At 37.7% G+C, this 24,279-nt stretch carries 22 protein-coding genes; 20 read left to right on the forward strand and 2 right to left on the reverse strand.

Annotated features, from left to right (window positions below; genetic code table 11):
• Positions 1 to 25 precede the first annotated feature (25 nt).
• Positions 26 to 526: a L,D-transpeptidase gene (locus ASU02_RS16860; RefSeq protein WP_057765797.1), complete on the forward strand. Its 501-nt coding sequence runs from the start codon at positions 26 to 28 to the stop codon at positions 524 to 526.
• 45 nt (positions 527 to 571) lie between these two features.
• On the opposite strand, the gene prli42 is transcribed toward ASU02_RS16860, so the two are convergent.
• Positions 572 to 667 carry a stressosome-associated protein Prli42 gene (gene prli42, locus ASU02_RS26460; RefSeq protein WP_172797656.1) on the reverse strand — a complete coding sequence of 32 codons (96 nt, stop codon included), beginning with the start codon at positions 665 to 667 and terminating at the stop codon, positions 572 to 574.
• 207 nt (positions 668 to 874) lie between these two features.
• Between prli42 and mce the strand changes: the two genes are divergently transcribed.
• The 19 genes from mce (at position 875) to ASU02_RS16955 (ending at position 22,555) form a co-directional block, all read left to right on the forward strand.
• Positions 875 to 1,285: a methylmalonyl-CoA epimerase gene (gene mce / locus ASU02_RS16865; RefSeq protein WP_057765724.1), complete on the forward strand. Its 411-nt coding sequence runs from the start codon at positions 875 to 877 to the stop codon at positions 1,283 to 1,285.
• Positions 1,286 to 1,289: 4 nt separating this feature from the next.
• A complete protein-coding gene (locus ASU02_RS16870; protein ID WP_057765726.1) occupies positions 1,290 to 2,840 on the forward strand; it encodes an acyl-CoA carboxylase subunit beta in 1,551 nt (516 codons plus the stop codon).
• Positions 2,841 to 2,968: 128 nt separating this feature from the next.
• Positions 2,969 to 4,090 (forward strand): tripeptidase T, encoded by a 1,122-nt coding sequence (locus tag ASU02_RS16875; RefSeq protein WP_057765729.1) that lies wholly within the window; start codon positions 2,969 to 2,971, stop codon positions 4,088 to 4,090.
• A gap of 382 nt (positions 4,091 to 4,472) precedes the next feature.
• Positions 4,473 to 4,949, forward strand: coding sequence for a chemotaxis protein CheW (locus tag ASU02_RS16880; protein WP_057765730.1), 477 nt, complete (start codon positions 4,473 to 4,475; stop codon positions 4,947 to 4,949).
• 95 nt (positions 4,950 to 5,044) lie between these two features.
• Positions 5,045 to 6,331 carry a DNA polymerase IV gene (locus tag ASU02_RS16885; RefSeq protein ID WP_057765732.1) on the forward strand — a complete coding sequence of 429 codons (1,287 nt, stop codon included), beginning with the start codon at positions 5,045 to 5,047 and terminating at the stop codon, positions 6,329 to 6,331.
• 87 nt (positions 6,332 to 6,418) lie between these two features.
• Positions 6,419 to 7,828, forward strand: a complete 1,410-nt coding sequence (gene gndA / locus ASU02_RS16890) for an NADP-dependent phosphogluconate dehydrogenase (protein WP_057765734.1) — start codon at positions 6,419 to 6,421, stop codon at positions 7,826 to 7,828.
• A 1,064-nt stretch (positions 7,829 to 8,892) separates the two neighbouring features.
• Entirely contained in the window at positions 8,893 to 9,675 is a 783-nt protein-coding gene (cpaB, locus tag ASU02_RS16895) for a Flp pilus assembly protein CpaB (RefSeq protein ID WP_082631844.1), read from the forward strand.
• A 26-nt stretch (positions 9,676 to 9,701) separates the two neighbouring features.
• The gene (locus ASU02_RS16900; RefSeq protein ID WP_057765736.1) at positions 9,702 to 10,862 is read left to right on the forward strand and encodes an AAA family ATPase; all 1,161 of its coding nucleotides are present in this window, start codon (positions 9,702 to 9,704) and stop codon (positions 10,860 to 10,862) included.
• 22 nt (positions 10,863 to 10,884) lie between these two features.
• Positions 10,885 to 12,207: a CpaF family protein gene (locus tag ASU02_RS16905; RefSeq protein WP_057765738.1), complete on the forward strand. Its 1,323-nt coding sequence runs from the start codon at positions 10,885 to 10,887 to the stop codon at positions 12,205 to 12,207.
• Between the two features lie 12 nt (positions 12,208 to 12,219).
• A complete protein-coding gene (locus ASU02_RS16910) occupies positions 12,220 to 13,146 on the forward strand; it encodes a type II secretion system F family protein (protein ID WP_057765740.1) in 927 nt (308 codons plus the stop codon).
• Positions 13,147 to 13,151: 5 nt separating this feature from the next.
• The gene (locus ASU02_RS16915; protein ID WP_057765742.1) at positions 13,152 to 14,090 is read left to right on the forward strand and encodes a type II secretion system F family protein; all 939 of its coding nucleotides are present in this window, start codon (positions 13,152 to 13,154) and stop codon (positions 14,088 to 14,090) included.
• Between the two features lie 100 nt (positions 14,091 to 14,190).
• On the forward strand, positions 14,191 to 14,433 hold the full coding sequence (locus tag ASU02_RS16920) for a hypothetical protein (RefSeq protein ID WP_053476917.1): 243 nt from the start codon (positions 14,191 to 14,193) through the stop codon (positions 14,431 to 14,433).
• A gap of 35 nt (positions 14,434 to 14,468) precedes the next feature.
• Positions 14,469 to 15,869 (forward strand): vWA domain-containing protein, encoded by a 1,401-nt coding sequence (locus ASU02_RS16925; protein ID WP_057765744.1) that lies wholly within the window; start codon positions 14,469 to 14,471, stop codon positions 15,867 to 15,869.
• A 17-nt stretch (positions 15,870 to 15,886) separates the two neighbouring features.
• Positions 15,887 to 16,279, forward strand: a complete 393-nt coding sequence (locus ASU02_RS16930) for a TadE family protein (protein WP_057765746.1) — start codon at positions 15,887 to 15,889, stop codon at positions 16,277 to 16,279.
• On the forward strand, positions 16,280 to 16,972 hold the full coding sequence (locus ASU02_RS16935; RefSeq protein ID WP_057765748.1) for a TadE/TadG family type IV pilus assembly protein: 693 nt from the start codon (positions 16,280 to 16,282) through the stop codon (positions 16,970 to 16,972).
• A gap of 47 nt (positions 16,973 to 17,019) precedes the next feature.
• Positions 17,020 to 18,390, forward strand: coding sequence for a hypothetical protein (locus ASU02_RS16940; RefSeq protein ID WP_057765750.1), 1,371 nt, complete (start codon positions 17,020 to 17,022; stop codon positions 18,388 to 18,390).
• 558 nt (positions 18,391 to 18,948) lie between these two features.
• Complete coding sequence (locus tag ASU02_RS16945) at positions 18,949 to 19,671, forward strand: hypothetical protein (protein WP_157684524.1); 723 nt, start codon at positions 18,949 to 18,951, stop codon at positions 19,669 to 19,671.
• Between the two features lie 56 nt (positions 19,672 to 19,727).
• Positions 19,728 to 21,197, forward strand: coding sequence for a vWA domain-containing protein (locus tag ASU02_RS16950; protein WP_057765755.1), 1,470 nt, complete (start codon positions 19,728 to 19,730; stop codon positions 21,195 to 21,197).
• A gap of 503 nt (positions 21,198 to 21,700) precedes the next feature.
• Positions 21,701 to 22,555 carry a hypothetical protein gene (locus ASU02_RS16955; protein ID WP_057765756.1) on the forward strand — a complete coding sequence of 285 codons (855 nt, stop codon included), beginning with the start codon at positions 21,701 to 21,703 and terminating at the stop codon, positions 22,553 to 22,555.
• 72 nt (positions 22,556 to 22,627) lie between these two features.
• Here the strand turns inward: ASU02_RS16955 and zwf are convergent, their stop codons facing one another.
• Entirely contained in the window at positions 22,628 to 24,097 is a 1,470-nt protein-coding gene (zwf, locus tag ASU02_RS16960; RefSeq protein WP_057765798.1) for a glucose-6-phosphate dehydrogenase, read from the reverse strand.
• Positions 24,098 to 24,279 lie beyond the last annotated feature (182 nt).

The following is a 24,279-nucleotide window of genomic DNA, read 5'->3' on the forward strand; positions in this document are numbered from 1 at the left end:
AAGAGGTGATTCTTTGCTAAAAATCATGTCCTCGCTACTGATTGCGTTTATATTCTCTCCAATTTGGCCATTGGGACCTAATCCACTGCCTGGAGATCCATTCATTATCGTGAATAAAAAGCTAAATGAAGTAGTCTTTATTAATGACAATAGAGTTCAAACAGTGATTACTGCGGCGACAGGAAAGACAGAAGATTTAACGCCTGAGGGAATCTTTACGATAACGGTGAAGGCGAAGGATCCCTATTACCGGAAAAAGAATATAGAGGGTGGAGATGCAAACAATCCATTGGGTACGAGGTGGATTGGATTTGATGCCGAAGATACGGATGGGAGAATATATGGGCTTCATGGGACTAACGATCCTTCCTCTATTGGTAAATACGTATCTCAAGGATGCATTCGCCTGCAAAATGAAGCAATTGAATCGTTATATGACTTTGTTCCAGTTGGAACGAAAATATTAGTTACCTCTACTTCTGAAAACTATGAACAGCTTGGACAAACATATGGCGCAATAAAATGAAGGGACTGTCAAATTGACAGTCCCTCTTTATATGCAATAGTTTCTCTATAAAATCATCGTTAGTCCAATTAACAATGTTGAGGCAAGCATGGCAAAGATCATTAAATATACGATTATTTTTTGCATCTTTCTATTAGACAATGAATATACCCCCCTCTAAATCATCCTTTGCTTACTTCTATTTTACTAGGAATCATTAAAATGAACAACCGCTCGTTTTTTAAAAGGATTTTCGACATGATTAGCGAATATTTAAAGTATCTGTATATTCTTATTATAAAAAAAAGCGTATAATTTTTGAATGTAGAGAACTAACGTGAAATTGGATTGGAAAGGAAGGTGAACGAGTTGATTAAAAAAATTGATCATATTGGTATTGCTGTCCGTTCACTTGATGAGGCGCTGCCATTCTATACTGAAATTCTTAAACTCCCATTGCTTGGCGTGGAAGAGGTGGAAAGTGAAAAATTAAAGATAGCCTTTTTGAAAGCGGGAGAGACAAAGCTCGAGCTTTTAGAGCCGACGAATGAAGATAGCGCAGTTGCAAAATTTATTGAGAAGCGTGGGGAAGGACTGCATCATGTCGCACTTGGTGTAGACTCCATTCAAGATCGAATCAATGAAATAAAGGAAAAAGGCATTCGTATGATCCAGGATGTACCGAAAACTGGAGCAGGAGGAGCCGAGGTAGCTTTCATGCACCCGAAATCAACTGGGAGCGTTTTATATGAATTATGTGAGAAGAAAGGATTGAAATGAACTCATGACAGACATCTATGAAAAAATCAATGAACTATATGATCGCAAGCGAGAGATAGAATTAGGCGGCGGAGATGAGAAAATTGAAAAGCAGCATGAAAAAGGGAAGCTGACTGCTAGAGAACGAATCGAATTATTAGTTGATCCAGGAACATTTGTCGAGCTAAACCCGTTTATTGAACACCGATGCATGGACTTTGGTCTTGATGGTCAAAAAGGACCTGGAGATGGAGTGGTGACGGGTTATGGAAAAGTGAACGGCAGACCGATTTTCTTATTCTCACAGGATTTTACTGTTTTTGGCGGGGCACTGGGAGAGATGCATGCGAAGAAAATTGCTAATGTGATGGATCTGGCTGCAGAAAATGGAGCTCCTTTTGTTGGCTTGAATGACTCGGGCGGTGCGCGGATTCAAGAAGGCGTCGTTTCCTTAGATGGGTATGGGCATATTTTTTACCGGAACTCGATTTATTCAGGTGTCATTCCGCAAATTTCCGTAATTATGGGACCTTGTGCGGGAGGGGCCGTTTATTCTCCAGCGATTACAGATTTTGTTTTTATGGTGGAGAAGACAAGTCAGATGTTTATTACAGGTCCAAAGGTGATTGAAACTGTAACTGGTGAAAAAATTTCATCGGAAGATTTAGGCGGGGCTAGCGTACACAATTCAATTAGCGGAAATGCTCATTTTAAAGGGCAAACAGAAGCTGAAGTGATCGAACAGGTACGTCGATTATTAAGCTATCTTCCACAAAATAATGAAGAAAAGCCACCTAGAGCAGAGATGGATTTGGAGGAAGATTACCGGCCCGATCTAACAGATGTCATTCCTTTCGATGCCGTTCGTCCTTATGATGTCAGGAAAGTGATTGAACAGGTTGTTGATGGCGATTCATTTATGGAGGTTCAGCCTGACTTTGCAAAAAATATTGTTGTTGGTCTTGCGCGAATCAAGGGCGAGGTTGTTGGATTAGTTTGTAATCAGCCGAAAGTTATGGCAGGCGGTCTTGATATTGATTCATCTGATAAAGCAGCTCGATTTATTCGTTTTTGTGATTCATTCAATATCCCACTCATTACCTTTGAAGATGTCACAGGTTTCTTTCCTGGTGTAAAACAGGAACATGGAGGCATCATCCGACATGGTGCAAAGATTTTATATGCGTATTCCGAAGCAACTGTTCCGAAGCTTACTGTTATTTTACGAAAAGCTTATGGTGGAGCCTATGTGGCCTTGAACAGTAAGTCAATCGGTGCAGACCTTGTATTTGCTTGGCCAAATGCGGAAGTAGCTGTTATGGGTCCACAGGGAGCAGCGAATATCATTTTTGCAAGGGAAATTTCAAACAGTGATGATCCTGAAGCGATCAGAGCACAAAAAATTGAAGAGTATCGCGAAAAGTTTGCCAATCCATATGTCGCGGCAAGCAGAGGAATGATCGATGACGTGATTGATCCTCGGGAAACAAGGATAAAGCTCATTCAAGCACTTGACATGCTTAGGAACAAGAAGGAAACGAGACCGAAAAAGAAGCATGGAAATATCCCGTTATAAAAATAGAGATTTCGTTGGAAAATAGAATATGTCCGTAAATACTCATCTATTTGCAAACAGATTCTATAAAGGTATACTAGAATAGTAAATAAGTAAATATATACATAAATCGGGAGGATTGGACGAATATGATTAATCATGAACGGTTATTAAATGAGTTTTTAGAGCTTGTACAAATTGATTCTGAAACAAAATATGAAACGGAAATTGCAAAGGTTTTAAAGAAGAAGTTTACTGACTTGGGTGTTGAGGTATTTGAAGATGATACTACTGCACAAACTGGCCATGGAGCAGGAAATTTAATTTGTACACTTCAAGGGACAATAGAGGGTGTAGATACAATTTACTTTACATCTCATATGGATACAGTAGTTCCTGGAAAAGGCATTAAGCCATCTATTAAAGATGGGTATGTTGTAACTGACGGAACAACGATTCTTGGTGCTGATGATAAAGCAGGTCTTGCTGCAATGTTTGAAGTAATAAAAGTACTAAAAGAACAAAGCATCCCTCATGGAAAAATTGAATTTATTATTACAGTTGGTGAAGAATCCGGTCTTGTTGGTGCAAAGGCACTTGATTCTTCATTAGTTACTGCTAAATATGGCTATGCGCTTGATAGTGATGGCAAGGTAGGCAATATTATTGTTGCTGCGCCTACACAAGCTAAGGTGAAGGCAACAATTCTTGGAAAAACGGCTCATGCTGGTGTTGCACCAGAAAAAGGAGTTTCTGCTATCACAATCGCTGCTAAAGCGATTTCAAGAATGCCTCTAGGACGTATTGATGAAGAAACCACTGCGAATATTGGCCGCTTCGAAGGTGGTACGCAAACAAACATCGTTTGTGACCATGTGGAAATTTTGGCTGAGGCACGCTCATTAGTGAATGAAAAAATGGAGCAGCAAGTAAGTAAAATGAAAGAAGCCTTTGAAACAGCAGCTGTAGAAATGGGCGGAAAAGCTGAAGTGGAAGTAGAAGTTATGTACCCAGGCTTTAAATTTGGCGAAGGTGATCATGTGGTTGAAGTGGCACGCAAAGCTGCTGCAAAAATTGGCCGCAGCTGTGAGTTATTAAAGAGTGGGGGCGGAAGTGATGCGAACGTGATTGCAGGCTTTGACATCCCAACCGTTAATCTTGCTGTTGGCTACGAGGAAATTCATACAACGAATGAGCGGATGCCGATTGAAGAATTAAATAAATTAGCAGAAATGGTAATTGCAATTATTGAGGAAGTAACAGCCCAATAATAAAATGAGAGAAGAGAACCTTATTAAAAATGGGTTCTCTTCTCTATTTAAAAAAGACTCTATTCAAAAGATTGTTTTTGGATAAATGGAGTGAGTTAAAATACTAGGCAAAATAAGGTTGATTAAAGCTGAAGGTGCGAGATTCTTCGGGAGAGTGGACAGATGTGACCACACAGGCGCTTTAGCAATGAGAAGGTTCAGGGCCCATCCTGCAGAAAGCGAGTGACCTGGAGCGGAAATCAACTTCTGCGAATTCGTGTTAAAAGCAACAATGTTTATGAAAACATCCTTTAAAAAAGAAAGCAGCAGGAAGTAGAATATGTTATATTTAATCTAGTAATAGTGGTACTATACACCCACTTGAGTGCAGGAGGGGTAGATTTTGGAAGAGATGAATAAGGTAGTTGTATTTCAAGTTGGTAATGAAGAATACGCCATTCCCATTCATTTTGTTATGTCGATTGAAAAAGTAGAGGGGATTACACCAATCCCTCATTTACCTGCTTATGTAAATGGGATTACAAGAGTACGGGATGAGCTTATTCCGGTCGTTGACTTTGAAAGAATTCTTTATAATCGCTCATTTAAAGCAAATGAATCGACAAAAATGATTGTTTTACAAACAGAAATGCTGTCAATTGGCGTTATTGTTTCAGATGCGAAGGAAATCATTGATATTCCATCTGATAAATTAAAACAGCTAGGACTTCTTGCTTATCAAAAAACAACATACTTCACAGGCGTTGCAAACCTGGATTCACGAGTGATTACAATGATTGACCCATCTATTCTCGTTCAATCACTTGATGGGATTAGAGAGATTCAGGAGTTTATGAAGACACAAAAGGAAACGGTATAATTATGATTGAACAGAGGGTTAATGAATCCTCTGTTTTCTTTTTGTTAGATAAATTTGTTAAAATAGTAGAAGAATAAGTACAAGGAAGTGCCGGCATGAAACAAATGTATCCGAAAAATGGACGAGTCATTTTGCATGTTGATATGAATAGTTTTTATGCTTCGGTCGAAATGGCCTATGATCCATCTTTAAAGGGGAAACCATTAGCGATTGCAGGCAATCCAAAGGAACGACGGGGAATTATTGTGACGTGCAGCTATGAGGCGAGAAAGTTCGGTGTGAAAACAACGATGCCTCTTTGGGAGGCACAAAAGCTTTGCCCGCAGCTGATTGTAAAAAAGCCTAATTTTGATCGGTATCGTGCCGCTTCCATCGGGATGTTTGAAATATTAAATCAATATTCGTCATTAGTTGAGCCCGTTTCAATTGATGAAGGGTACGTAGACATAACGGAAAGCTATGAATTTGGAACCCCGCTTGAAATTGCTGAAACGATCCAAAGGCAGATTCAGAGGCAGCTTGATTTACCGTGCAGCATAGGGGTTGCACCGAATAAATTTCTAGCAAAAATGGCTTCGGATATGAAAAAGCCAATGGGGATCACTGTTCTTCGAAAAAGGGATGTGCCATCCGTTTTATGGCCGCTTGATGTGGAAGAAATGCATGGGGTTGGGAAGAAAACAGGGGAAAAACTACGGACCATCCATATAAAAACGATTGGTGATCTAGCCAAAGCAAATGATGTTCAATTGAAATCTGTTCTAGGAATCAATGGTCCGAGGTTAAAGGAGAGGGCGAATGGAACTGATCAAAGACTAGTTGACCCTGATGCAGCTTCCGAATTCAAAAGTATTGGCAATTCAACCACTTTGCCCCGTGATGTTTCCAATCAGCAGGAGCTCTTGCAGGTACTTGAAAAACTATCTGAAACGGTATGTGTCAGACTAAAAAGAAAAAAAGTCCTTGCTTCATCATTAGGGATAACTATCCGTTTCAAGGATCGAAAAACAATTACAAGAAGCAGGAAGCTTCAAAACCCAATTCAAAAGGAAGAGGAGTTATTCCAGATAGCTAAACAGCTTTTTTTAAAGCACTGGAATGGTGATTCCGTTCGGCTGCTTGGCATTACGGGAATGGATTTAATTGAGTATAATGAGGCAGTTAAACAGCTAGACCTCTTTAGCTATGAAAAAGAGGCAAGGAAAGAACCCTTGTTCGCAACATTAGCAAATCTTCGTGAAAAATTTGGCTCACATATTATTGATCGAGCAGTGATGATGCCGGAGGTTAAATCCGAGCAGCGAAATATTGGGGCAGAAACGAGCTTTAATAAAGATTTTTTGCAGGATTTCCCTTATAGGAAGGCCGAAAAAGAGGAATAGTATGCGAGAATTGCATTAATAATTGAATCTTGCTACAGTATAGAGGATTCTTAGCATGAAGATAGGCTTTAGAAGGGGTGTTAAAGGATGGAAAAAACACAAATTGGAATTATAGGTTTAGCGGTTATGGGAAAAAATCTTGCTATGAATATTGAGAGCAGAGGGTATTCCGTTTCCGTCTATAATCGATCACGAGAAAAGACAGATGATATGCTGAAGGAGACAAACGGAAAAAATATTAAGGGTACATATTCCATTGAAGAGTTTGTGAATTCGATTGAAAAGCCGAGAAAGATTATGTTAATGGTGAAAGCTGGCGCTCCTACGGATGCAACCATTGAGCAATTAAAACCCCTCCTTGAAAAAGGAGATATCTTAATTGACGGCGGCAATACGTTATTTACAGATACACAGCGCCGTAATAAAGAGTTAAGTGAATTAGGCTTCCATTTCATCGGTACAGGTGTTTCTGGCGGCGAAGAAGGAGCATTGCTCGGTCCTTCGCTTATGCCTGGTGGCCAAAAGGAAGCGTATGAGCTTGTTGCTCCAATTTTTAAAGATATTTCTGCAAAAGTAAATGGGGAACCTTGTACAACGTATATCGGCCCGGATGGTGCAGGACACTATGTAAAGATGGTGCATAACGGGATTGAATATGGAGATATGCAGCTGATTTCAGAGGCTTATTTCCTATTAAAACATGTTCTTGGTCTTGGAGCAGATGAGCTTCATGATGTATTTGCAGATTGGAATAAAGGGGAACTTGATAGTTATTTAATCGAGATTACTGCGGATATTTTTGCGAAAAAAGATGATGAGACAGGTGAACCGCTTGTCGATCGCATTCTTGATACAGCTGGTCAAAAAGGGACAGGGAAATGGACAAGCCAAAGCGCATTAGATATGGGCGTGCCGCTTCCAATTATTACTGAGTCTGTGTTTGCCCGCTATATTTCTGCGATGAAGGCTGAGCGTGTCTCAGCAAGCAAGGTGCTAAGCGGCCCTAGTAAACAAGCTTTTTCAGGGGATAAAAAAGCTTTCATTGAGTCTGTCCGCAAAGCCCTTTACATGAGCAAGATTTGCTCGTATGCGCAAGGATTTGCCCAAATGCGTGCAGCATCTGAGGAGTATAATTGGGATTTACGCTATGGCGATATTGCGATGATTTTCCGTGGAGGCTGTATTATTCGTGCACAATTCCTGCAAAAGATTAAGGATGCTTATGATCGGGATGCAGGCTTGAAAAATTTACTGCTCGACCCTTATTTCAAAGAAATTGTGGAAAGCTATCAGGGCGCACTTCGTGAAATCATTGGTGTGGCTGTTCAAAATGGCATTCCTGTGCCATGCTTATCAGCAGCTATTTCTTATTATGACAGCTACCGGACAGAAACCTTGCCAGCCAATCTCATTCAGGCACAGCGTGATTATTTCGGTGCCCACACATACGAGCGTATTGATAAAGAAGGCGTGTTTCATACAGAATGGATGAAATAAAAGAATACAAAAAACAGCAGCGTTCAATATGAATGCAGCTGTTTTTTTGTACAAATTGGAAAAGGGGATTAAAAATAAAATTAACTCTATTAGTAAAATTCGTTCTAATGCAAAAAAAGCAGGGATTATCTATTATTCATATGAACAAATTCAATGGTAAGAAAACGCGAAGAAGGTTAATGTAGAAATAGGATTAGAAGTTATGGAAACCCATATCTAACAGCTAAGATATCAAGCAGGCTGCGCTGAACCATTCATCGGAAGATTCTATATTCCAAAGGACAATCCAGTCGCAACAGCTCTTGAATCTATAATTACTGGAGCAAATACAAGGGAATTCCAATGTTTGACATTGGAATTCTGCAAAGTCTAGAGATTTTGTTTCATACGGACTTGACTATCATGTCTAGGACACTCAACAGGAACAGTGTCAGCCGACATCCTATATGGAAAAATCCAAGTGATATTCCAGTGTGGGATTCTCAGACAACTTAAGGATTGTCATTAATAAAAAGCAGATGAGGGTTGGAGTCTTAAAGGATGCTAAAAATTGTAGGGAATAGGAAAAAATCACATTGCTAATTTAGTGCAGTGTGTTTTTTTATTTTTTGAAATATTTCAATAAATTAATGGTTTATTCAGGTAGGTAATCAGCAAATTAGGGAGGCTTAGGAAGACAGCATCCGCCCCCTCCCTTTGCAATTCAAAAGAACTAAGTCGTCTACCCAATTCGTCAAAGGTGAGATGTGATTAATTTCCAAAAAATGAACAATTTGTCCTAATAAAATTAACATTTGTAACATAAAAAAGGTGAATTAATTCAATGAAATTTACAAAAGTAACTAAAAGATGACTTATGAATGAGACAAGTATAGTTCATTAGTTTTATTAATTATTCTAGTTTCAAGACAATATCAGGAATATTTTAACAGACAAAATTCGACATTTTTTTTGGGAGTATTTGACCAATTTGTGAACAGGTGGTAATTAATATTAAAGGCAAAAAAATTAAGAAAGTATATTTCAAACTACAAAAAGTGAATCGCTAAGAGAGGTAACAATTTATGTTGGAATCAAAGAGAAGAGCCATTATTTTCTTATCAATCTCTTTAATATTGGCGTTTATTGCTGGACTATTTTTCCTGCAAAAAATTAAAGAATTAAATAGTGAATTAGGGGGGATGACCAAAATATACGTGGCAGCAACTGATATCCCATCACGATCTTTACTTCAGCCTACCCATGTTATACAGGAGGAAATTCCAAATCGCTATGTGAATAATTCACATGTGACAAATGTTGAGGATTTGATTGATAAGGTTTTAGTTGTTCCATTAGTTGAGGGGGATATTATCACGAAATCCATGTTAAAACCTGTCTCAAATGCAACAGATGAAAATAATAGATTAGTAACGATGCTCCAATCAGACCGGATCCGTTTTGATGAAGAATTAGAAGGACTTGATCGTGTTGATATTGTAGTTTCACATAATTTTGACGGGAAGCCCGTTACTGAAATCTTTATGAAGGATGTTTTAGTTGCTGCTGTCTCTAAGAGCGAGAAAAACTTTTCTGGAGTAGCTGTTGAAGTTTCTGCCGAAGATGCGCCGAAAATTATCCATATGCAAAATTATGCGGATTCCATTCGAATACTAAAGGCGAATGTTGGAAAAGGACTCCAAATGAATACAGAGACCGATAAGCCGGAAGCTGAGCAGGAGAAAAAAGAAGAAAGTGCAGAAACTCAAAAGGCCCCAGTAACTCCAGTCGCACCACCGCAGGAGCAAAATAAAGAAAAAGTTGAAACAACTGAAAACGGGGCTGAAAGCGAAAATAATAAAAAATAGAACCGAACTTAATTTGGAGGGTGCAAATGAGTGCTGAGATAAAAATATTACTCGTTGGTGATCAAGAACAATCGAAAAATCATTTAAGGGGTGTATTAAATAGCTTCGAAAAAGTTGATTTAATCTCTTATCGTGATTTGAAGACTGAGCTGGATCGATTAGCTCCAGATTTAATATTTTTAATTGAATCTGACGATGAATCCTCTGCAGATGCCATTGAATATATCCATGCAATTAATCCGATGGCTCTAGTGGTTTTTATCGCATTCTCGCAAAATTTTGATGTATTAAAAAGCGTAATGAGAGCAGGCATTAAAGATTTCTTCGTATTGCCTGATGAAAATGCGATGCTGTATGGCCGAATGGATAGCATTATTCAAATGGTCTATCAACGAAAAAAGCAATTAATGGAAACCGCTGTTGCAAGCCAGTCCTTTAAAAGAGGCAGGGGAAAAATATATTCGTTTTATAGTGGAAAAGGCGGATCAGGCAAAACGCTAATATCTAGTGCTTTTGCACAAACTTTAAAGTTTGAATCGACTGCTCAAGTAATCTTCATCGATTTAAATTTACACTATGGTGGTGCAGAGGCTTTTCTTTCAATCACTTCTAACCGTTCTTTTGCCGATCTAATGCCGGTTATTGATGAACTAAATGAAAGCCATATTCGAAATGTATCCCAGGTGGAGAAGCTATCCAAATTAGAAGTGCTGCTAAGTCCGCGCGATGCAGAAATAGCTGAGCATTTGCCAGAAGGGTTCATTGCAAGACTATTAAGAACTTGCAGAAGAAGCTATGACTTTGTCATAGTGGATTTGCCTGTAGCCATGAATATTCATTCCTATGCGGCTCTTGAAGAATCCGACAAGATTTTTTACATATTAAATTTAGATACCCCTTCTATTAACACTTTAAAACAAGTGGAGGGGCTATTTCAAAGACTAGGAATTGAAACCGAGAGCAGAATGGAAATCCTCATTAACCAAGTGGGAAAAGAAAATGAGATTAAACCGAGTGATGTAAAGAATATCATTACTTATCCAATTGCTGCTAAGTTTCCGCGTGATTTTAAAGGAGTGCAGGCACATATTAATAAAAGCGTGCCCTTTAGAAAGGAAGCTAATGAAAAGAAATTAATCCCATTTGCAAAAGGTATTAGAAAATGGGTTGTTCAAATGGTGGAATAACTCTTAAAAGGATTGATGACAGATGTCATTATTTGAAAGAAGAACGATCAAGTTAAAAGAAGAACATAAAGGAAATTATGAAAATCAATATATAAGTGAACTAGTCGACCATTACAAAACGAGAATTTTGCGTGAAGCGAACTTAGAACTTTTAACAAGTCTTCCTCAAGGCGAAATGAGATTAAGAATTGAACAACTAATTAGCCAATTTATGAGTGAAGAAAAAGTTGTCATCCCTAGACTTGATAAAGAAGAGCTATTGACAAGAATTATTGATGAATCGGTAGGCTACGGCCCGCTAGAGCCGCTGCTCGATGATTCAACGATCACAGAGATTTTAATCAATGGCCATAAGGAAATTTATATTGAGAAGCTTGGTAAGCTGCAGCTTGCTCCCGTTGCGTTTAAGGATGACAATCATGTGCGGCATGTCATCGATCGAATTGTTGCTCCTATTGGCCGGCGAATCGATGAAAGTTCACCAATGGTAGATGCAAGATTACCAGATGGAAGCCGTGTAAATGCCGTTATACCGCCAATTAGCTTAATTGGTCCAGTTGTTTCCATCAGGAAGTTTCGAAAAGAACCATTTCAAATGACTGATTTGCTTAATTTTGAATCATTAAATAATGAAATGTCGATATTTTTAGATGCTGTTGTAAGGGCAAAATTAAATATTTTGATATCAGGCGGTACTGGAAGCGGAAAGACAACTTTGTTAAATGTAATGGGCAACTCCATTCCAAATGGGGAGAGAATCGTAACGATTGAGGATTCCGCGGAGCTGCGTCTTGATAAACAGAATGTTGTTGGGTTGGAAGCAAGACCTCCTAACGTTGAGGGCTCAGGTGAAATTACCATTCGACATTTAGTAAAAAACTCTTTGAGGATGCGTCCTGACAGAATTATCGTCGGAGAGGTACGTGGTGCGGAAGCGTTTGATATGCTTCAAGCAATGAATACTGGGCATGAAGGGTCAATTACAACCGTCCACGCCAATACTCCATTTGATGCGTTAAGGCGTGTAGAGGGAATGGTAGTCATGGCGGGAATGGATTTACCTACACATATCATCCGTGAGTATATTGTTGGTGCGCTAGATATTATCGTCCAAGGAGAAAGGCTAACGGATGGAACGAGAAAGTTAACATCCATTTGCGAGATTCATAGGGAAGACAATGGAGAAATTGTCATTAAGGAAATTTTCTCATTCAGAAGAATTGGGATGAAGAAAACGGGAGAAATTGAAGGGTATTTTGCACCTACTGGAGTAGTACCTAGATGTTTAGAAAGGATAAAAATGTTCGGCATTACTCTTCCAGAAAATCTTTTTAAAAGTAAATAGAGGGGGGATATTTTGGAAATTGCCTCTATATTCGGTATTTCTGTCTTGTTTTTTATTTGGGGAATTTATCAATTGCTCGGCTACAGAAAAGAGAAACGGGAAATAACAAAAAAGTATGAAAATATGTTTAAGAAAGAGAATGGCAGAAGCAGCTTTATTTCAAAGCTAGGTGATCGCTTTGATCAAACCCCATTCGCAAAGAAATTCAAGATTAAATTATTGTATGCGAATATATTAATTCTTCCTTCCGAGTTTTTTGCTATCTTGCTATTTTATTGCTTTGTCATGGTCATTATCTTTATGTGGCTATTTTCATTGAAGTTTAAGATTAGCATCATCATAGCTGTCGTCATAACTTTAGTATCTTATTGGCTTTTATTTTTAGGAAGAAGAAACAAGTATATTGAAAAGCTAAATAATCAGCTTTCAGAAGTTTGCCGATTGCTGGGGAATAGTACAAAAGCCGGAATGACGATTAATCAGGGAATTGAAGTGGTTGCTGCAGAGGTCGGATTTCCAGCAAGAGATGAATTTAAAGATCTAGCCCATAATTTACGTCTCGGCGTAGACTTTGAAAGGGCCTTAAAGGAAATTGAAAAAAGAGTGCCGACAAAAGAATTTAAATTATTTATTGCTGCTTTATTAATACAGAAGAAATCAGGCGGAAACTTAACAAAGGTTTTGGAGGAAATGGCCAAAACATTAGAAGAACGAAAAATTTTAAGGCAGACGATTAAAACAGCGACAGCTGAACAGCGCTTTATTTCATATATTTTACCGGCAATGCCGATATTTTTAATTTTAATGCTGAATTCAATGATGGATGGTTTTATTGATTTGATATTTACCATTCCGGGTGCCATTTTAACAACGGTTTTCTTAATCGGAATGGTCATATCTTTCATACTGGTTAGAGCTGTCACAAATATAAGGGTGTAGACGATATGGACGGAGTAATACTTTCAGCAATTTTATTATTTTGGTTGTTCTTGGTGCTAAGCTTTTTGAATTTATATAGTTATTCCAAAAGCAAGGAAACACTTAAAGTGCACTTAAATGAAGTTGCTCTAACTCAAGCAATGATAAGGGAAAAGAAAAGATCATTATTTGACAGAATGATTATGTTTCTATCCCGGTATGCTGATGATTTTTCAGCAATTGGAGAGAGAATTAATTTTTATAGTGAATCACCTGATGTTGAAATCTTGCTGACGAAGGCAGGGAAGCCATATGGACTAACGGTAGCCCGCTTCCAGGGATTTAAAATTGTGTGCGTCATTCTTGGGTTTATCATTGGAACCTTTCTCTTCATTTTGGGTTTTCCTTTTGCAAATGTTCTTTTTGTGACACTTCCGTTTATTGGATTTTTTATCCCTATTTTCTTAGTAAGGGGAAAAGCGAAAAAGCGTCAGGAGCAGCTCCGGCGAGATTTGCCGGACTTCCTTGATACGGTAAGTATAAGTTTGCAGGCAGGATCTGGATTAGATGGGGCAATAAAAGAAGTAATCAGTTATTATATCGGGCCAATTCAGGAAGAGTTTTCAAGGTTTATACAAGAAATTGAACTAGGTGTTCCGAGAGAAAAAGCGTATATGGAAATGCTGAATCGAAACGATAATCAGGATTTTCAAAATGTCATTAAATCTTTAATTCAAGGATCAAGATTAGGTGTGCCCGTTGCTACAACGTTTCAAAATCAAGCGAATGAAATGAGGAGGATAAGCCTAGAGCAAGTGAAGGAAAAAGCTGCAAAAGCTTCTCCGAAGGTGACACTCATTACTTCATTTCTTATCGCACCACTGATTATGTTAATGATTTTAGGTTTAATCATTCTCAATATGATCTATGGGGAAGACAGCATTATTAATCTATTTTCAACATAAAAAGAGTCTTTGAAAGGGGTGGTGTTTCAAAGGTTAGAAGAAACGATGACTTTGTTGTTATGAATTTAGATTGTAATTAAACATATTGAGGAGGAAGAAAATGAAGAAGAAATTGATTGAAATTAGAGAAAAAGTGAATAACAGCTTAACGTCTATGTATTTTGGTCTTAAAGGAAGAGTAGCAAATGAGAAGGGTGTATCCACTATTGAGTGGGTTGGCTTAGCGGCGGTTATTATTGCCTTGATGTTTGCATTAGCAACAGCAATGAAAACTAGCGGCGGGGATCTTTCTGAAGTAATCATAACTAAATTAAAAGAAATGATTGAGGGTATTAACAGCTGATTACGGTATGAAACAACTTTGAAAGGAGGGAGTTCATGCCTAGACTATTTACTCCTGCAGCTATTATATTTTTTTGCTTTATCTTTTTGGCTGGGTGCCAAGATAAACAGGAAACGGTTGATAAAGTAAAAGAAAAAGAGGTTGTTAAGGTAGAAGAAGAGGAAGAGAAACCTGCTTCCGAGGAAACGACAGCAGAGCCTGAAGCAAAACCGTTTCATATTGACGTTCCTGAAATGCCTAGCAATCTTGAAGAAGTAGTTTCCTATCCCGTTGGATTATTCGCATCCAAGGATACCAAGGTAAAAGATGAAGCGGTTCAAGAAGCGTTAGACGTAATCCCTCCTCTTTCTAAAACAGCTAATGATGAAGAACTATCTAATTTATTGGCTTATGTATACTCTCTTTTCAAGATGGATTATGATGACCCAAAGGTTATTATTGATTCGTTAAGCATTGCGACGACACCAGAATCAGAGGGGATTTCTGAAGAAGAGCAGACGGAGACATTCAATGTGGAAATCATACTGGATGCTAGTGGAAGTATGAAGAAAACGATTGGCTCTAAGTCTATGATGGAGATTGCCAAGGAGGCTATTCAAGAATTTGCCTCAACCTTACCTGAAGAGGCAAATGTTGGTTTGCGTGTTTATGGGCATAAAGGAACGGGTTCTGATGCGGATAAAGCCATGTCCTGTGCTGCAAATGAATTAGTCTACCCTATTCAGCCGTACAGTGACTCGGGACTGAAAGAGGCACTAGGAAAATTTAATCCTTCGGGCTGGACACCGCTTGCCCAATCATTACTCGAAGCCCAGCAAGATTTAGCTCAATTCAAAGGTGAAAACCATCGAAATATTATTTACCTAGTAAGTGATGGAGTGGAAACATGCGATGGCGATCCGGTTGCCGCGGCAAAAAGCTTAAAGGCATCTGAGATTTCACCAGTAGTGAATATCATTGGATTTGATTTAGGCAGTAAAGACGAGCAGCAATTAATGGACGTAGCAGAAGCAGCTGGTGGAACATACGTAAATGTTCGCAATCATGAGCAATTAAAAAGTCAATTTAATAAGGCTTCGGCTGATGCGAATAAATGGATGACGTGGTATCAGAAGGAAAAGTCAGCCACTTATGATTTAGCAATTAGTCAGCAGTCGGCAATTTATAAGCTATCAAACTCATGGAAAAATAATATTTTCAAAGAGAAATATTTAGTTCAATTTTCACTACAAAGCTTGCATACAAAGGGGAAAATTGAAAAAGAGCAGGAATTAAAAATGTATAACATGGCAAAAGAATTCTACAAGGAGCATTTTGAGTCAGTTGAAGAAATGAAGAATACACTCGTTGATGCTAGAGATGAGAATTTAGCCTCGTCCTTAGCCGAGATTAAAGAAATATATAATCAAAACGTCTCTCCAGGGAAAAAAGAGTAGGGGGACTTGATAAGTAAATGAAGAAGTTACTTAAAAATGAACGAGGGTCGGCAATCATTGAATTTATTTCAATGGTGCCCCTTGTCTTACTTTTAATGATGATCCTTTGGCAATTCCTTGTAGCTGGATATGCTGTTATTATTACTCAGTCAGCCGCAAACGAAGCCGCAAAAAACTATTCGGTAACAAAAGACCCGATGGAAGCTAATGCTGCAGCGGAGAACATTGTTCAAAATGCTAAAGGGATATTAAAGCTAAATGGAAATGTAAATATTCAAAACTTGAGCTCAAGAGATTTTAAGGCGACAGTTACTGTGGATATGTCGTTAAAGTTTTTGCCTAAAGATTTTCTCGGAATCCTTCCGCCATTAACTTTTGATAAGTCAATAAATGGCAGGACGGTGGAGTAAGTGAAGAGATTTATTGCAGATGAAAAAGGGAATACGATGATTTTTATGCTCGGCTCGATGACGATGCTTGTGTTAATGTTTGTCATTATTGGGAGCTTTGCCAATGTCTTTATTATTAAGGAAAAGGCATCCAATAATGCTGAACAGGCGAGCTTAGCAGCATCTGGGGAAATTTTGGCGGGTTTAAATACAGCGATCGAGCTGTATGACCAATTTCAATATAAATACTATCTGAGTATTGAACAGCCAGAATTATATGAATTACATTCAATCTTAAAAAAACTTGGTGAAGAAAAAGTAAAGCTAAGCAGCTCTGGCAGAGATTTATCAACTATAGAGATTAACCACAATGCCATAAATAATGTGATAAAGGCAGAATTAGAATCTCCAGGGATTACTAGTAGTGCATTGCAAGGGTATGTAACCAGTGAACTGGGTACTGCAGTCAGCAGAGTTCACAATGCAGTTGAAAAAAATATTAATGACAACAATGGTGTGCTTTCTGGAACAACAGTAATCATATTTAACAAGAATAAAAGGGTTGAAGTAAAGACAGCAACCAAATATAAGGCTATTAAATATGATAGCTTGTTTCCCGAAGATAAAAGGCTCATTAAGCAAAAAGGTGAAGGGTTAAAATTTGAGTTTTTAAGCGGTTTCGGCACGTTCAAATCGGAATACACATTTCCGTGATAAGAAATTTTAGGGAATAAATAAATCTGCAAGAAAGGAGAGGAGATATGATTAAACGATTAAGAATCGTTTTTGCGATCATAGCAACAGCAGCATTGTTGTTTCTCAACACGGGTCCATTTATTTTATATGCATCAGCATGGGGTGAATCGAACACATGGACGACTTCTCCATCGTGGAATAACGAGCCATCATGGAAAACCGCGCCTAAATGGGAGACTCCACAGTGGAAATCTCCTGGCTGGAATACACAGCCCACATGGAAAACGCAGCCAAACTGGCAGAATCCTGGCTGGAAAACCGAACCATCATGGAAAACATCACCAGATTGGAGTTCACCTGGTTGGGAGAATCAGCCAAATTGGAATTCACCTGGATGGGAAACGCAGCCTGGGTGGGAAAACCAGCCAAATTGGAATTCACCTGGATGGGAAACTCAGCCTGGATGGGAAAACCAGCCCGATTGGCAAGATCCAAACTGGAATGACCCTAATGGGGGAAACTCTAATTCGAACCCAACACCCGGCCAAAACAACAATATAAATGATCCTACTTCTCCAGATGGAACAAAGCCAAATAATCCGGGTGACCCAAACTCCCCAAACCCACCAGATGATAATAATCCACAATCGAACGATCAGACAGATAATCAAAATGACTCTAATACGGAAAATAAGAATAATAATGATAAGTCAGGGGATGACCTAGATGGCCCATTCTTTGATTTCAAAGATCCTAAAGTTAAAGATAGTATTGATTATATTGTAAAGGATATTGCTGGAGGGACGATTAATTTAGTAGACCAGAGTCTAAGAAAAGGAGACATTACTCTACAAGACTATCTTAAAAGCAAGGGTTCAATGGGGTTCTCCGGGTTTAAGGTATTTACAAAAGGAGATCCTACACTTGATGGATTGTATGATGGGATTGATCTAGTAAAAAACTCTAAAGAAGTTTATGATAAGTACAAAATTTTTAAAGAAGTAAAAGATGTTGATAACCTAAGAAAAGCTGGAGATTTACTAGAGTATGCTAGACATTCTCAAGATTTATATGAGGCTGGTAAATCCTTCTCAACTGGAAATGCAATAGTTTCAGCTATTACGATGCCATTAACGATATATGACACCGTCGGTAACATTAAGAAACTAAATGATGCCAAAACGGCTGAAGAAAAGACGGATGCTAAATGGGATATAGCAGAAAATACTGGAAGTCTAATAACAGGTGCTGCCCCATTTGTTGCAATGATTCCAGGTGCACAGCCTATTGCTGCAGGAATGGTTGTTGTAGGTACAGCAATAACTGCCGTAGCCGCAGGTAGAAAACTTTGGAAAAACCGCAAAGAAATTGGAAAGGATATAGTGAAAAAGGCTAAAAAGGTAGGAAAATGGTTTAAGTCATTATTTAAAGGGTGAGTTGCAGCTTGATCGACACAAAGCCTACCAAACTACACGAAAATAATGTCAAACAGTACAAAAAAGTCTTTGAAAAATGGGATATGTGGGACTTTGCCTATTTTGATGGAAGGGACTACTATTTTCTTACCCAATTTGAACAGGTTCTAAAGGTAATTACATGATATTTAATCTTAGATTACAAAGGAAATATTATTCCATTTGAAGAAGCTAAGACTCCAGCTCTAGCATTAGTAAGCTTTAATACGTTGATCCATAGTGCAATGAAGGAAATGGTTCCACAGATGCTGAAAGATATGTCTTCATATAAGGAAATGTCAATCCATCTGCCCGCAAAAAGATTTCTAATCTTTTACGGGCTTCTATTCAATCAAATAATGGTGCGCTGAAAAAGACTATGCAGAGGTTTGTTGAAGGTTTTGAGGAGGAAAATATTAAGCTAGACGAATCAAATTTACAGCAATCATTGATGAAAAAATAACGAAAAGCGGATTGAAGGCATTCGAAGAAAAAATTGTCCCTAAAATTAGAAATCCAAAGTAATGGCAGGTAAAGTACATGAAAAGAATTTTGTCTAACTCACTATACTTGTATTCAAGTAAATTTGTTCCACTTATTTGTATGTCGTTATTGACGTATGTCCCCTTATTATTTTTGCATACGATCATAGTTAACTCTATATATAATGAATCGCGTTTTATGGAATATCCTGGTGTGATCGGGGATGCAGCCAATGGAATATTCATGCTCGTTTTTCTAACTATTGCCCAAGTTCCGTTTATTAAGCTAACCATACTGGATCATGAAGATGAGGAATCTATATTTCGAAAATCTCTAGGGTTTTCAATGGATAGAATGATTTCTTTATATGTTTTTGCTTGCTTGTATTCATTATTGGTATTTCTTGGGGGACTGCTTTTTGTCATTCCAGGGTTAATTGTTTTACTTCTTTTTTATTTTGTTCCATATTTTATTGCGGATGGTGTTAAGTCATATAAAGTAGCCATTCGAAAGTCAGTCAGCTTAGTAAAAAAGCGCATTTTAATTACATTTGTAATCATTGGAGCTGTAACAGCCATTCAGTTATTATTTGAAAATGTTTTATTCCTTTTTATTTCTATCTATACGGATGTGTATTTCGTATTTCTATTTACAAAAATTATTTTACAAATGTTTATTTTGCCATTCCAAATCATCCTTGTTACAAATTTATTTATCGATATTAAGGAAGAAAACACGCTTGAACTCGAAACGAATTCTATCATTAAAGCTAGAATGTAAAGTAAGTGTCAAATGTTAAAGGGAAAAATGCTGAGACAAAAGGAGCTTGACATTTTATGATAAAACTGACGAAGAAGCACTATATTATTCTATTAATTATATTTGTTTCTATTATCTCAGCATTTTTATTCAGTATGGCTTTCTCGGGAAATCAGCCGAAGGAAGCATCTGTACAGCCCGAAAGTAATCAGGAAGAAATAGAAGAAACAGAGAAGGATGCAGAAGAGGGTCTGCAACCGAATCAGCAATTGAATGCAGATGAAATATTGGCTAATCTTCCATCAACATTAGAAAAGGTCGATGAGATCGTCAACTACCCAGTTGGGGGCTTTTCGGGAAGGAGTTACCGCGAGTTAAATAAAGAAGAAAAGCAATATATATTAGAACACTTTGAAAAGCTTCCTATTATCGAAGATTCAGATGGGAAACAAAGTCAGCCAGCAGAGGAAGAAATCGAAGCTTATTGGCGATTAGCCTATTCTTTGTTTCATGAGAACTATCCAGGTCCAAAAGAAATTTTAAAAGAATTAAATACCATCCTATTTGGAAGACCAGATTTAGAAGATGACCGGTATCGCTTTAAAGAGCATTTGAATGTGGAAATCATATTAGATGCCAGTGGCAGCATGGCAAAAAAAATTGACGGCAAGCCTATGATGGATATGGCTAAAGAGGCAATAAAAGAATTTACTGCAGACTTGCCGAAAGATGCACATGTGGCTCTTCGCGTTTATGGACATAAAGGAAGCGGCTCAAATCAAGATAAACAGCTTTCATGCTCGAGCAATGAACTTGTTTACCCGTTAAAGAAATATAGCGCAACTAGTTTAAATTCAGCGTTAAGGAAATTTAAACCTTCCGGATGGACGCCGCTTGCTAAGGCTATTGAAGAAGCCAAAAATGACTTAAAGGATTTTAATGGTGAAAATCATACGAATATTATTTATTTAGTAAGTGATGGGGTTGAAACGTGTGAAGGTGACCCTGTAAAGGCAGCGAAGGAACTAGCAGATTCAAATATTACGCCTATCGTTAATATTATTGGCTTCAATGTGGATAGTGAAGGGCAAAGACAATTAAAAGAGATTGCAGATGCGGCAAAAGGAACATATACAACAGTCTTAAACCAAGAGGGGCTATCAGAAGAATTCGACCGTTCAAAAGAAATCGCTCAAAAATGGGAAGAATGGGTTGCAGATGCTGTTAAGCAATTAGAGGATGAAAATAACCATCAATGGGATAACATCTTTAATGCTTCAACGATCTGGCTGGAAAAGAATAAACAGCAAAGAATGAACATTATGGATGTTACAGATGATTTACATAAAAGCGGTCAAATCAATAAGAAATCCGCTGAGATGATAAAAGAAAAAGCAAATGACCAATCTAGGAAAATATTAAAACTAAGTGCAGATTTAAGAGACGGTCTTTGGGTGCTAAAAGATAAAAAATACGAGGAAGTTAAAGAAGAAATTGATAAGCTATTTAATGAAAATGTCGAGCGGCTAAAAAACAGGAAAAAGTAAGGCATTGCCAATCTAGCTGCATAACCAATAGCAAGATAGGATAAATAAAAATAAGAACTCCTTTCATTCAATTTAAAAAGGTAATATGGAATACTCTAAGCTGATAGTTATATCTCTATCGGCTTATTAAATTCCCAAAATTGTTGAAAGAGGTAAGCCTTTAATCAAATCGTTCCAATAGTGTTGCAGAATCAATTTCATCTTCGGATTAAAGGAATAATTTATGAAACAAGAAGACTATTTTATTGTAGGGAAGTAAAGAACAAGGACGTATATATGTAGAAAAACGGAAAGTGGAGTAAAAAATCTTTACAAAGCTTTTCATTTTATCTTTGCATAACTTTTGAAGAGGACTTCTAGAATGGATGTGCTTTTTGGAAGTAAGCCTTTAGTCTATTGTTTAAAGAGGTATTTATACCTAGAAACTAAACTTCAGCCCAAACGTAAAAGATGATAAAGGCATGTAAATGTTTGATTTGTTATATAAGGAGTGAGTTGCAATATTGATAGACACAAAGCCTGCCAAACTACACGAAAAAAATATTAAACAGTACAAAAAAATATTTGAAAAATGGGATATGTGGGATTTTGCCTATTTTGATGGCAAAGATTATTATTTTTTAACTTTATATGAGCAGGTTCTTAAAGGAATAACAGGTTATTTGATCCTAGACTACAAAGGGAATATCGTTCCTTTTGTACAGGCAAAAGCCCCAGCTCTTTCTTTAATTAGATTTAATACGATGATCCATGGGGCAATGCAGGAAATGGTTCCGCAAATGCGGAAAAGTATGACTCCGTATAAAGAAGTAGTATCCTTGTTATCAAAATATAAAACAAATCTAGTCAGTAAGCATCCCAACCTGGAATCATCTGTTGAAAAGGTTATTCAATACACAACTCACGCGTTAGGAAACAGTATGCGAATTGAGGGATTTATTAATAAATTAGGCCATTTGCAGCGTTTTGCTACGAGAGAACATGGATATTTTGATGATGAAATCTTAAAGGCAATGAAAGAAGAAAGTGTTAAGTATAATGCCATGATGTATGAGTATGGTCTCAATGAATTTGATATGATGAATGATTACCAGCAAATAATCAATGCTTTAAGTGAGGGATCTTCTACTATTCCTTTTACTGACCGTAAAAAAATAAATGAACTATTGAAGGCAGCAATGCAATCAAATAATGGTTCGTTAAAAAGGACAATGCAGGAATTTGATGATGGATTTAAGGAGGTCAATGTACTTCTAAATCCAGCAAATTTAGAGCAATCGTTTGATGAAAAAATGTCAAAAAGCGGGTTGAAGGCATTTGAAGAAAAAATAGTCCCTATCATTCGAAATCCATCATAATACAGGTATAGTACATATAAAAATAAGAACCCCTTTCATTCAATTTGAAAAGGGTTCTTATTTTTATTTAATTTAGCAATTATCCACATTTAAATCGGTCACAGGCCACCAGAAGAATCCATCTTTTTCTAATAATTGATCTGCTTCTCTTGGTCCCATCGTTCCGGACTCGTAGTTCGGGAAGTTCTCTGCTTTTTCCGACTCCCAAACCTCAGATATTTTATCGACGAAGCTCCAAGAAAGGGCCACTTCGTCCCAATGGGTAAAGTTGGTTGCGTCTCCGCGCATGCAGTCATATAATAGCTTTTCATATGCTTCTGGCGTATTGATTCCATCAATCCCTTTATTGGCAAAGTTTAACTTTACAGGTGTGGCCTCCACATTTTGTCCGCTCTTTTTAGCATTCAAATAGAGCGAAATTCCTTCACCCGGCTGAATGTGGATAACGAGTAAATTTGGATTTAGCGTTTGCTCAGATTGATAGTACAAGTTCATCGGAATATCTTTAAATTGGATTACAATTTTAGTTGACTTTGTTTCCATTCTTTTTCCTGTACGGATATAGATTGGTACGCCTGCCCAGCGGAAATTATCAATTAAAAGCTTTCCAGCGACAAATGTTTCGGTATTAGAAGCAGGATTCACCATCGGCTCATCGCGATAGGCTGGCACTTCTTCTCCGTCTATTTTCCCTTTGCCATATTGACCGCGGACAAAATGCTCATTGACGGCATCGCCTTCTAACGGCCTCATTGCACGAAGTACTTTTACTTTCTCAGATCTAATTTCTTCTGTTGTCAGGCGAATAGGCGGTTCCATCGCAAGGAGGGCGACCATTTGCAGCATATGGTTTTGGACCATGTCTCGGAGAGCACCGCTTGTTTCATAGTAGCGGCCTCGTTCCTCTACTCCAAGCACTTCACTTGATGTCAACTGGATATTAGAAATGTAGCGATTATTCCATAGCGGTTCAAAAATCGCATTTGCAAAACGGATCACTTCAATATTCTGTACCATTTCTTTTCCTAAGTAGTGGTCAATTCGGTAAATCTCATCTTCTGAAAACGCATTTCTGATTTGTTTATTGAGCTGCTTCGCGGACTCTACATCATGGCCAAAAGGCTTTTCAATGACAAGCCGCTTAAAGCCTGCTACATCTGTCAATCCATCTGCCTTTAGATGCTCAGCAATTGTCCCAAAAAACTCAGGAGCCATTGCTAGATAAAAGATCCGATTTCCTCCTAATCCATAGTGACTATCCAGATCCGATGCCATTTGTTTTAAGGATAGATAGGAACTTGAATCTGTAACATCATGTGAATGATAGTGAAAATGGGAAATAAACTCATCGTGATTTCCGTTTTTATCAGATGCAGCCTCAATCGATTCCTTTACACTTAACTGAAATTCTTCATTTGAGAGTGCACGTCTTGCAACACCTACTACTGCAAATCGTTCAGATAGCTTGCCTTTTTGATACAATCGATAAAGTGATGGGAATAATTTTCTCTTAGCTAAATCTCCTGTTGCGCCAAATATCATAATTAATGCAGTTGGTTTTTCAGTATGTATCACGTTTCTTGAACCTCTTTTCAACAAGAATTCTTTAATTATAAAAGAATAAAGGATGTTTTTCATCATAAATATCTCGCAAATATAGTTTTTCGCGAATACATCCTTCCTATCCAAATGTTTTTAATTAAAGATTATATGGTATAGTAAGT

Source organism: Cytobacillus praedii, from assembly GCF_001439605.1.
Lineage (GTDB): Bacteria > Bacillota > Bacilli > Bacillales > Cytobacillaceae > Cytobacillus > Cytobacillus praedii.

Excerpts from the sequence above, each read along its gene's own strand:
- ASU02_RS16860 (WP_057765797.1), top strand. The coding sequence starts at position 26 with ATGTCCTCGCTACTGATTGCGTTTATATTCTCTCCAATTTGGCCATTG.
- ASU02_RS16870 (WP_057765726.1), top strand. The coding sequence starts at position 1,290 with ATGACAGACATCTATGAAAAAATCAATGAACTATATGATCGCAAGCGA.
- ASU02_RS16875 (WP_057765729.1), top strand. The coding sequence starts at position 2,969 with ATGATTAATCATGAACGGTTATTAAATGAGTTTTTAGAGCTTGTACAA.
- ASU02_RS16885 (WP_057765732.1), top strand. The coding sequence starts at position 5,045 with ATGAAACAAATGTATCCGAAAAATGGACGAGTCATTTTGCATGTTGAT.
- gndA (WP_057765734.1), top strand. The coding sequence starts at position 6,419 with ATGGAAAAAACACAAATTGGAATTATAGGTTTAGCGGTTATGGGAAAA.
- cpaB (WP_082631844.1), top strand. The coding sequence starts at position 8,893 with ATGTTGGAATCAAAGAGAAGAGCCATTATTTTCTTATCAATCTCTTTA.
- ASU02_RS16900 (WP_057765736.1), top strand. The coding sequence starts at position 9,702 with ATGAGTGCTGAGATAAAAATATTACTCGTTGGTGATCAAGAACAATCG.
- ASU02_RS16905 (WP_057765738.1), top strand. The coding sequence starts at position 10,885 with ATGTCATTATTTGAAAGAAGAACGATCAAGTTAAAAGAAGAACATAAA.
- ASU02_RS16915 (WP_057765742.1), top strand. The coding sequence starts at position 13,152 with ATGGACGGAGTAATACTTTCAGCAATTTTATTATTTTGGTTGTTCTTG.
- ASU02_RS16920 (WP_053476917.1), top strand. The coding sequence starts at position 14,191 with ATGAAGAAGAAATTGATTGAAATTAGAGAAAAAGTGAATAACAGCTTA.
- ASU02_RS16925 (WP_057765744.1), top strand. The coding sequence starts at position 14,469 with ATGCCTAGACTATTTACTCCTGCAGCTATTATATTTTTTTGCTTTATC.
- ASU02_RS16930 (WP_057765746.1), top strand. The coding sequence starts at position 15,887 with ATGAAGAAGTTACTTAAAAATGAACGAGGGTCGGCAATCATTGAATTT.
- ASU02_RS16940 (WP_057765750.1), top strand. The coding sequence starts at position 17,020 with ATGATTAAACGATTAAGAATCGTTTTTGCGATCATAGCAACAGCAGCA.
- ASU02_RS16945 (WP_157684524.1), top strand. The coding sequence starts at position 18,949 with ATGAAAAGAATTTTGTCTAACTCACTATACTTGTATTCAAGTAAATTT.
- ASU02_RS16950 (WP_057765755.1), top strand. The coding sequence starts at position 19,728 with ATGATAAAACTGACGAAGAAGCACTATATTATTCTATTAATTATATTT.
- zwf (WP_057765798.1), bottom strand. The coding sequence starts at position 24,097 with ATGATATTTGGCGCAACAGGAGATTTAGCTAAGAGAAAATTATTCCCA.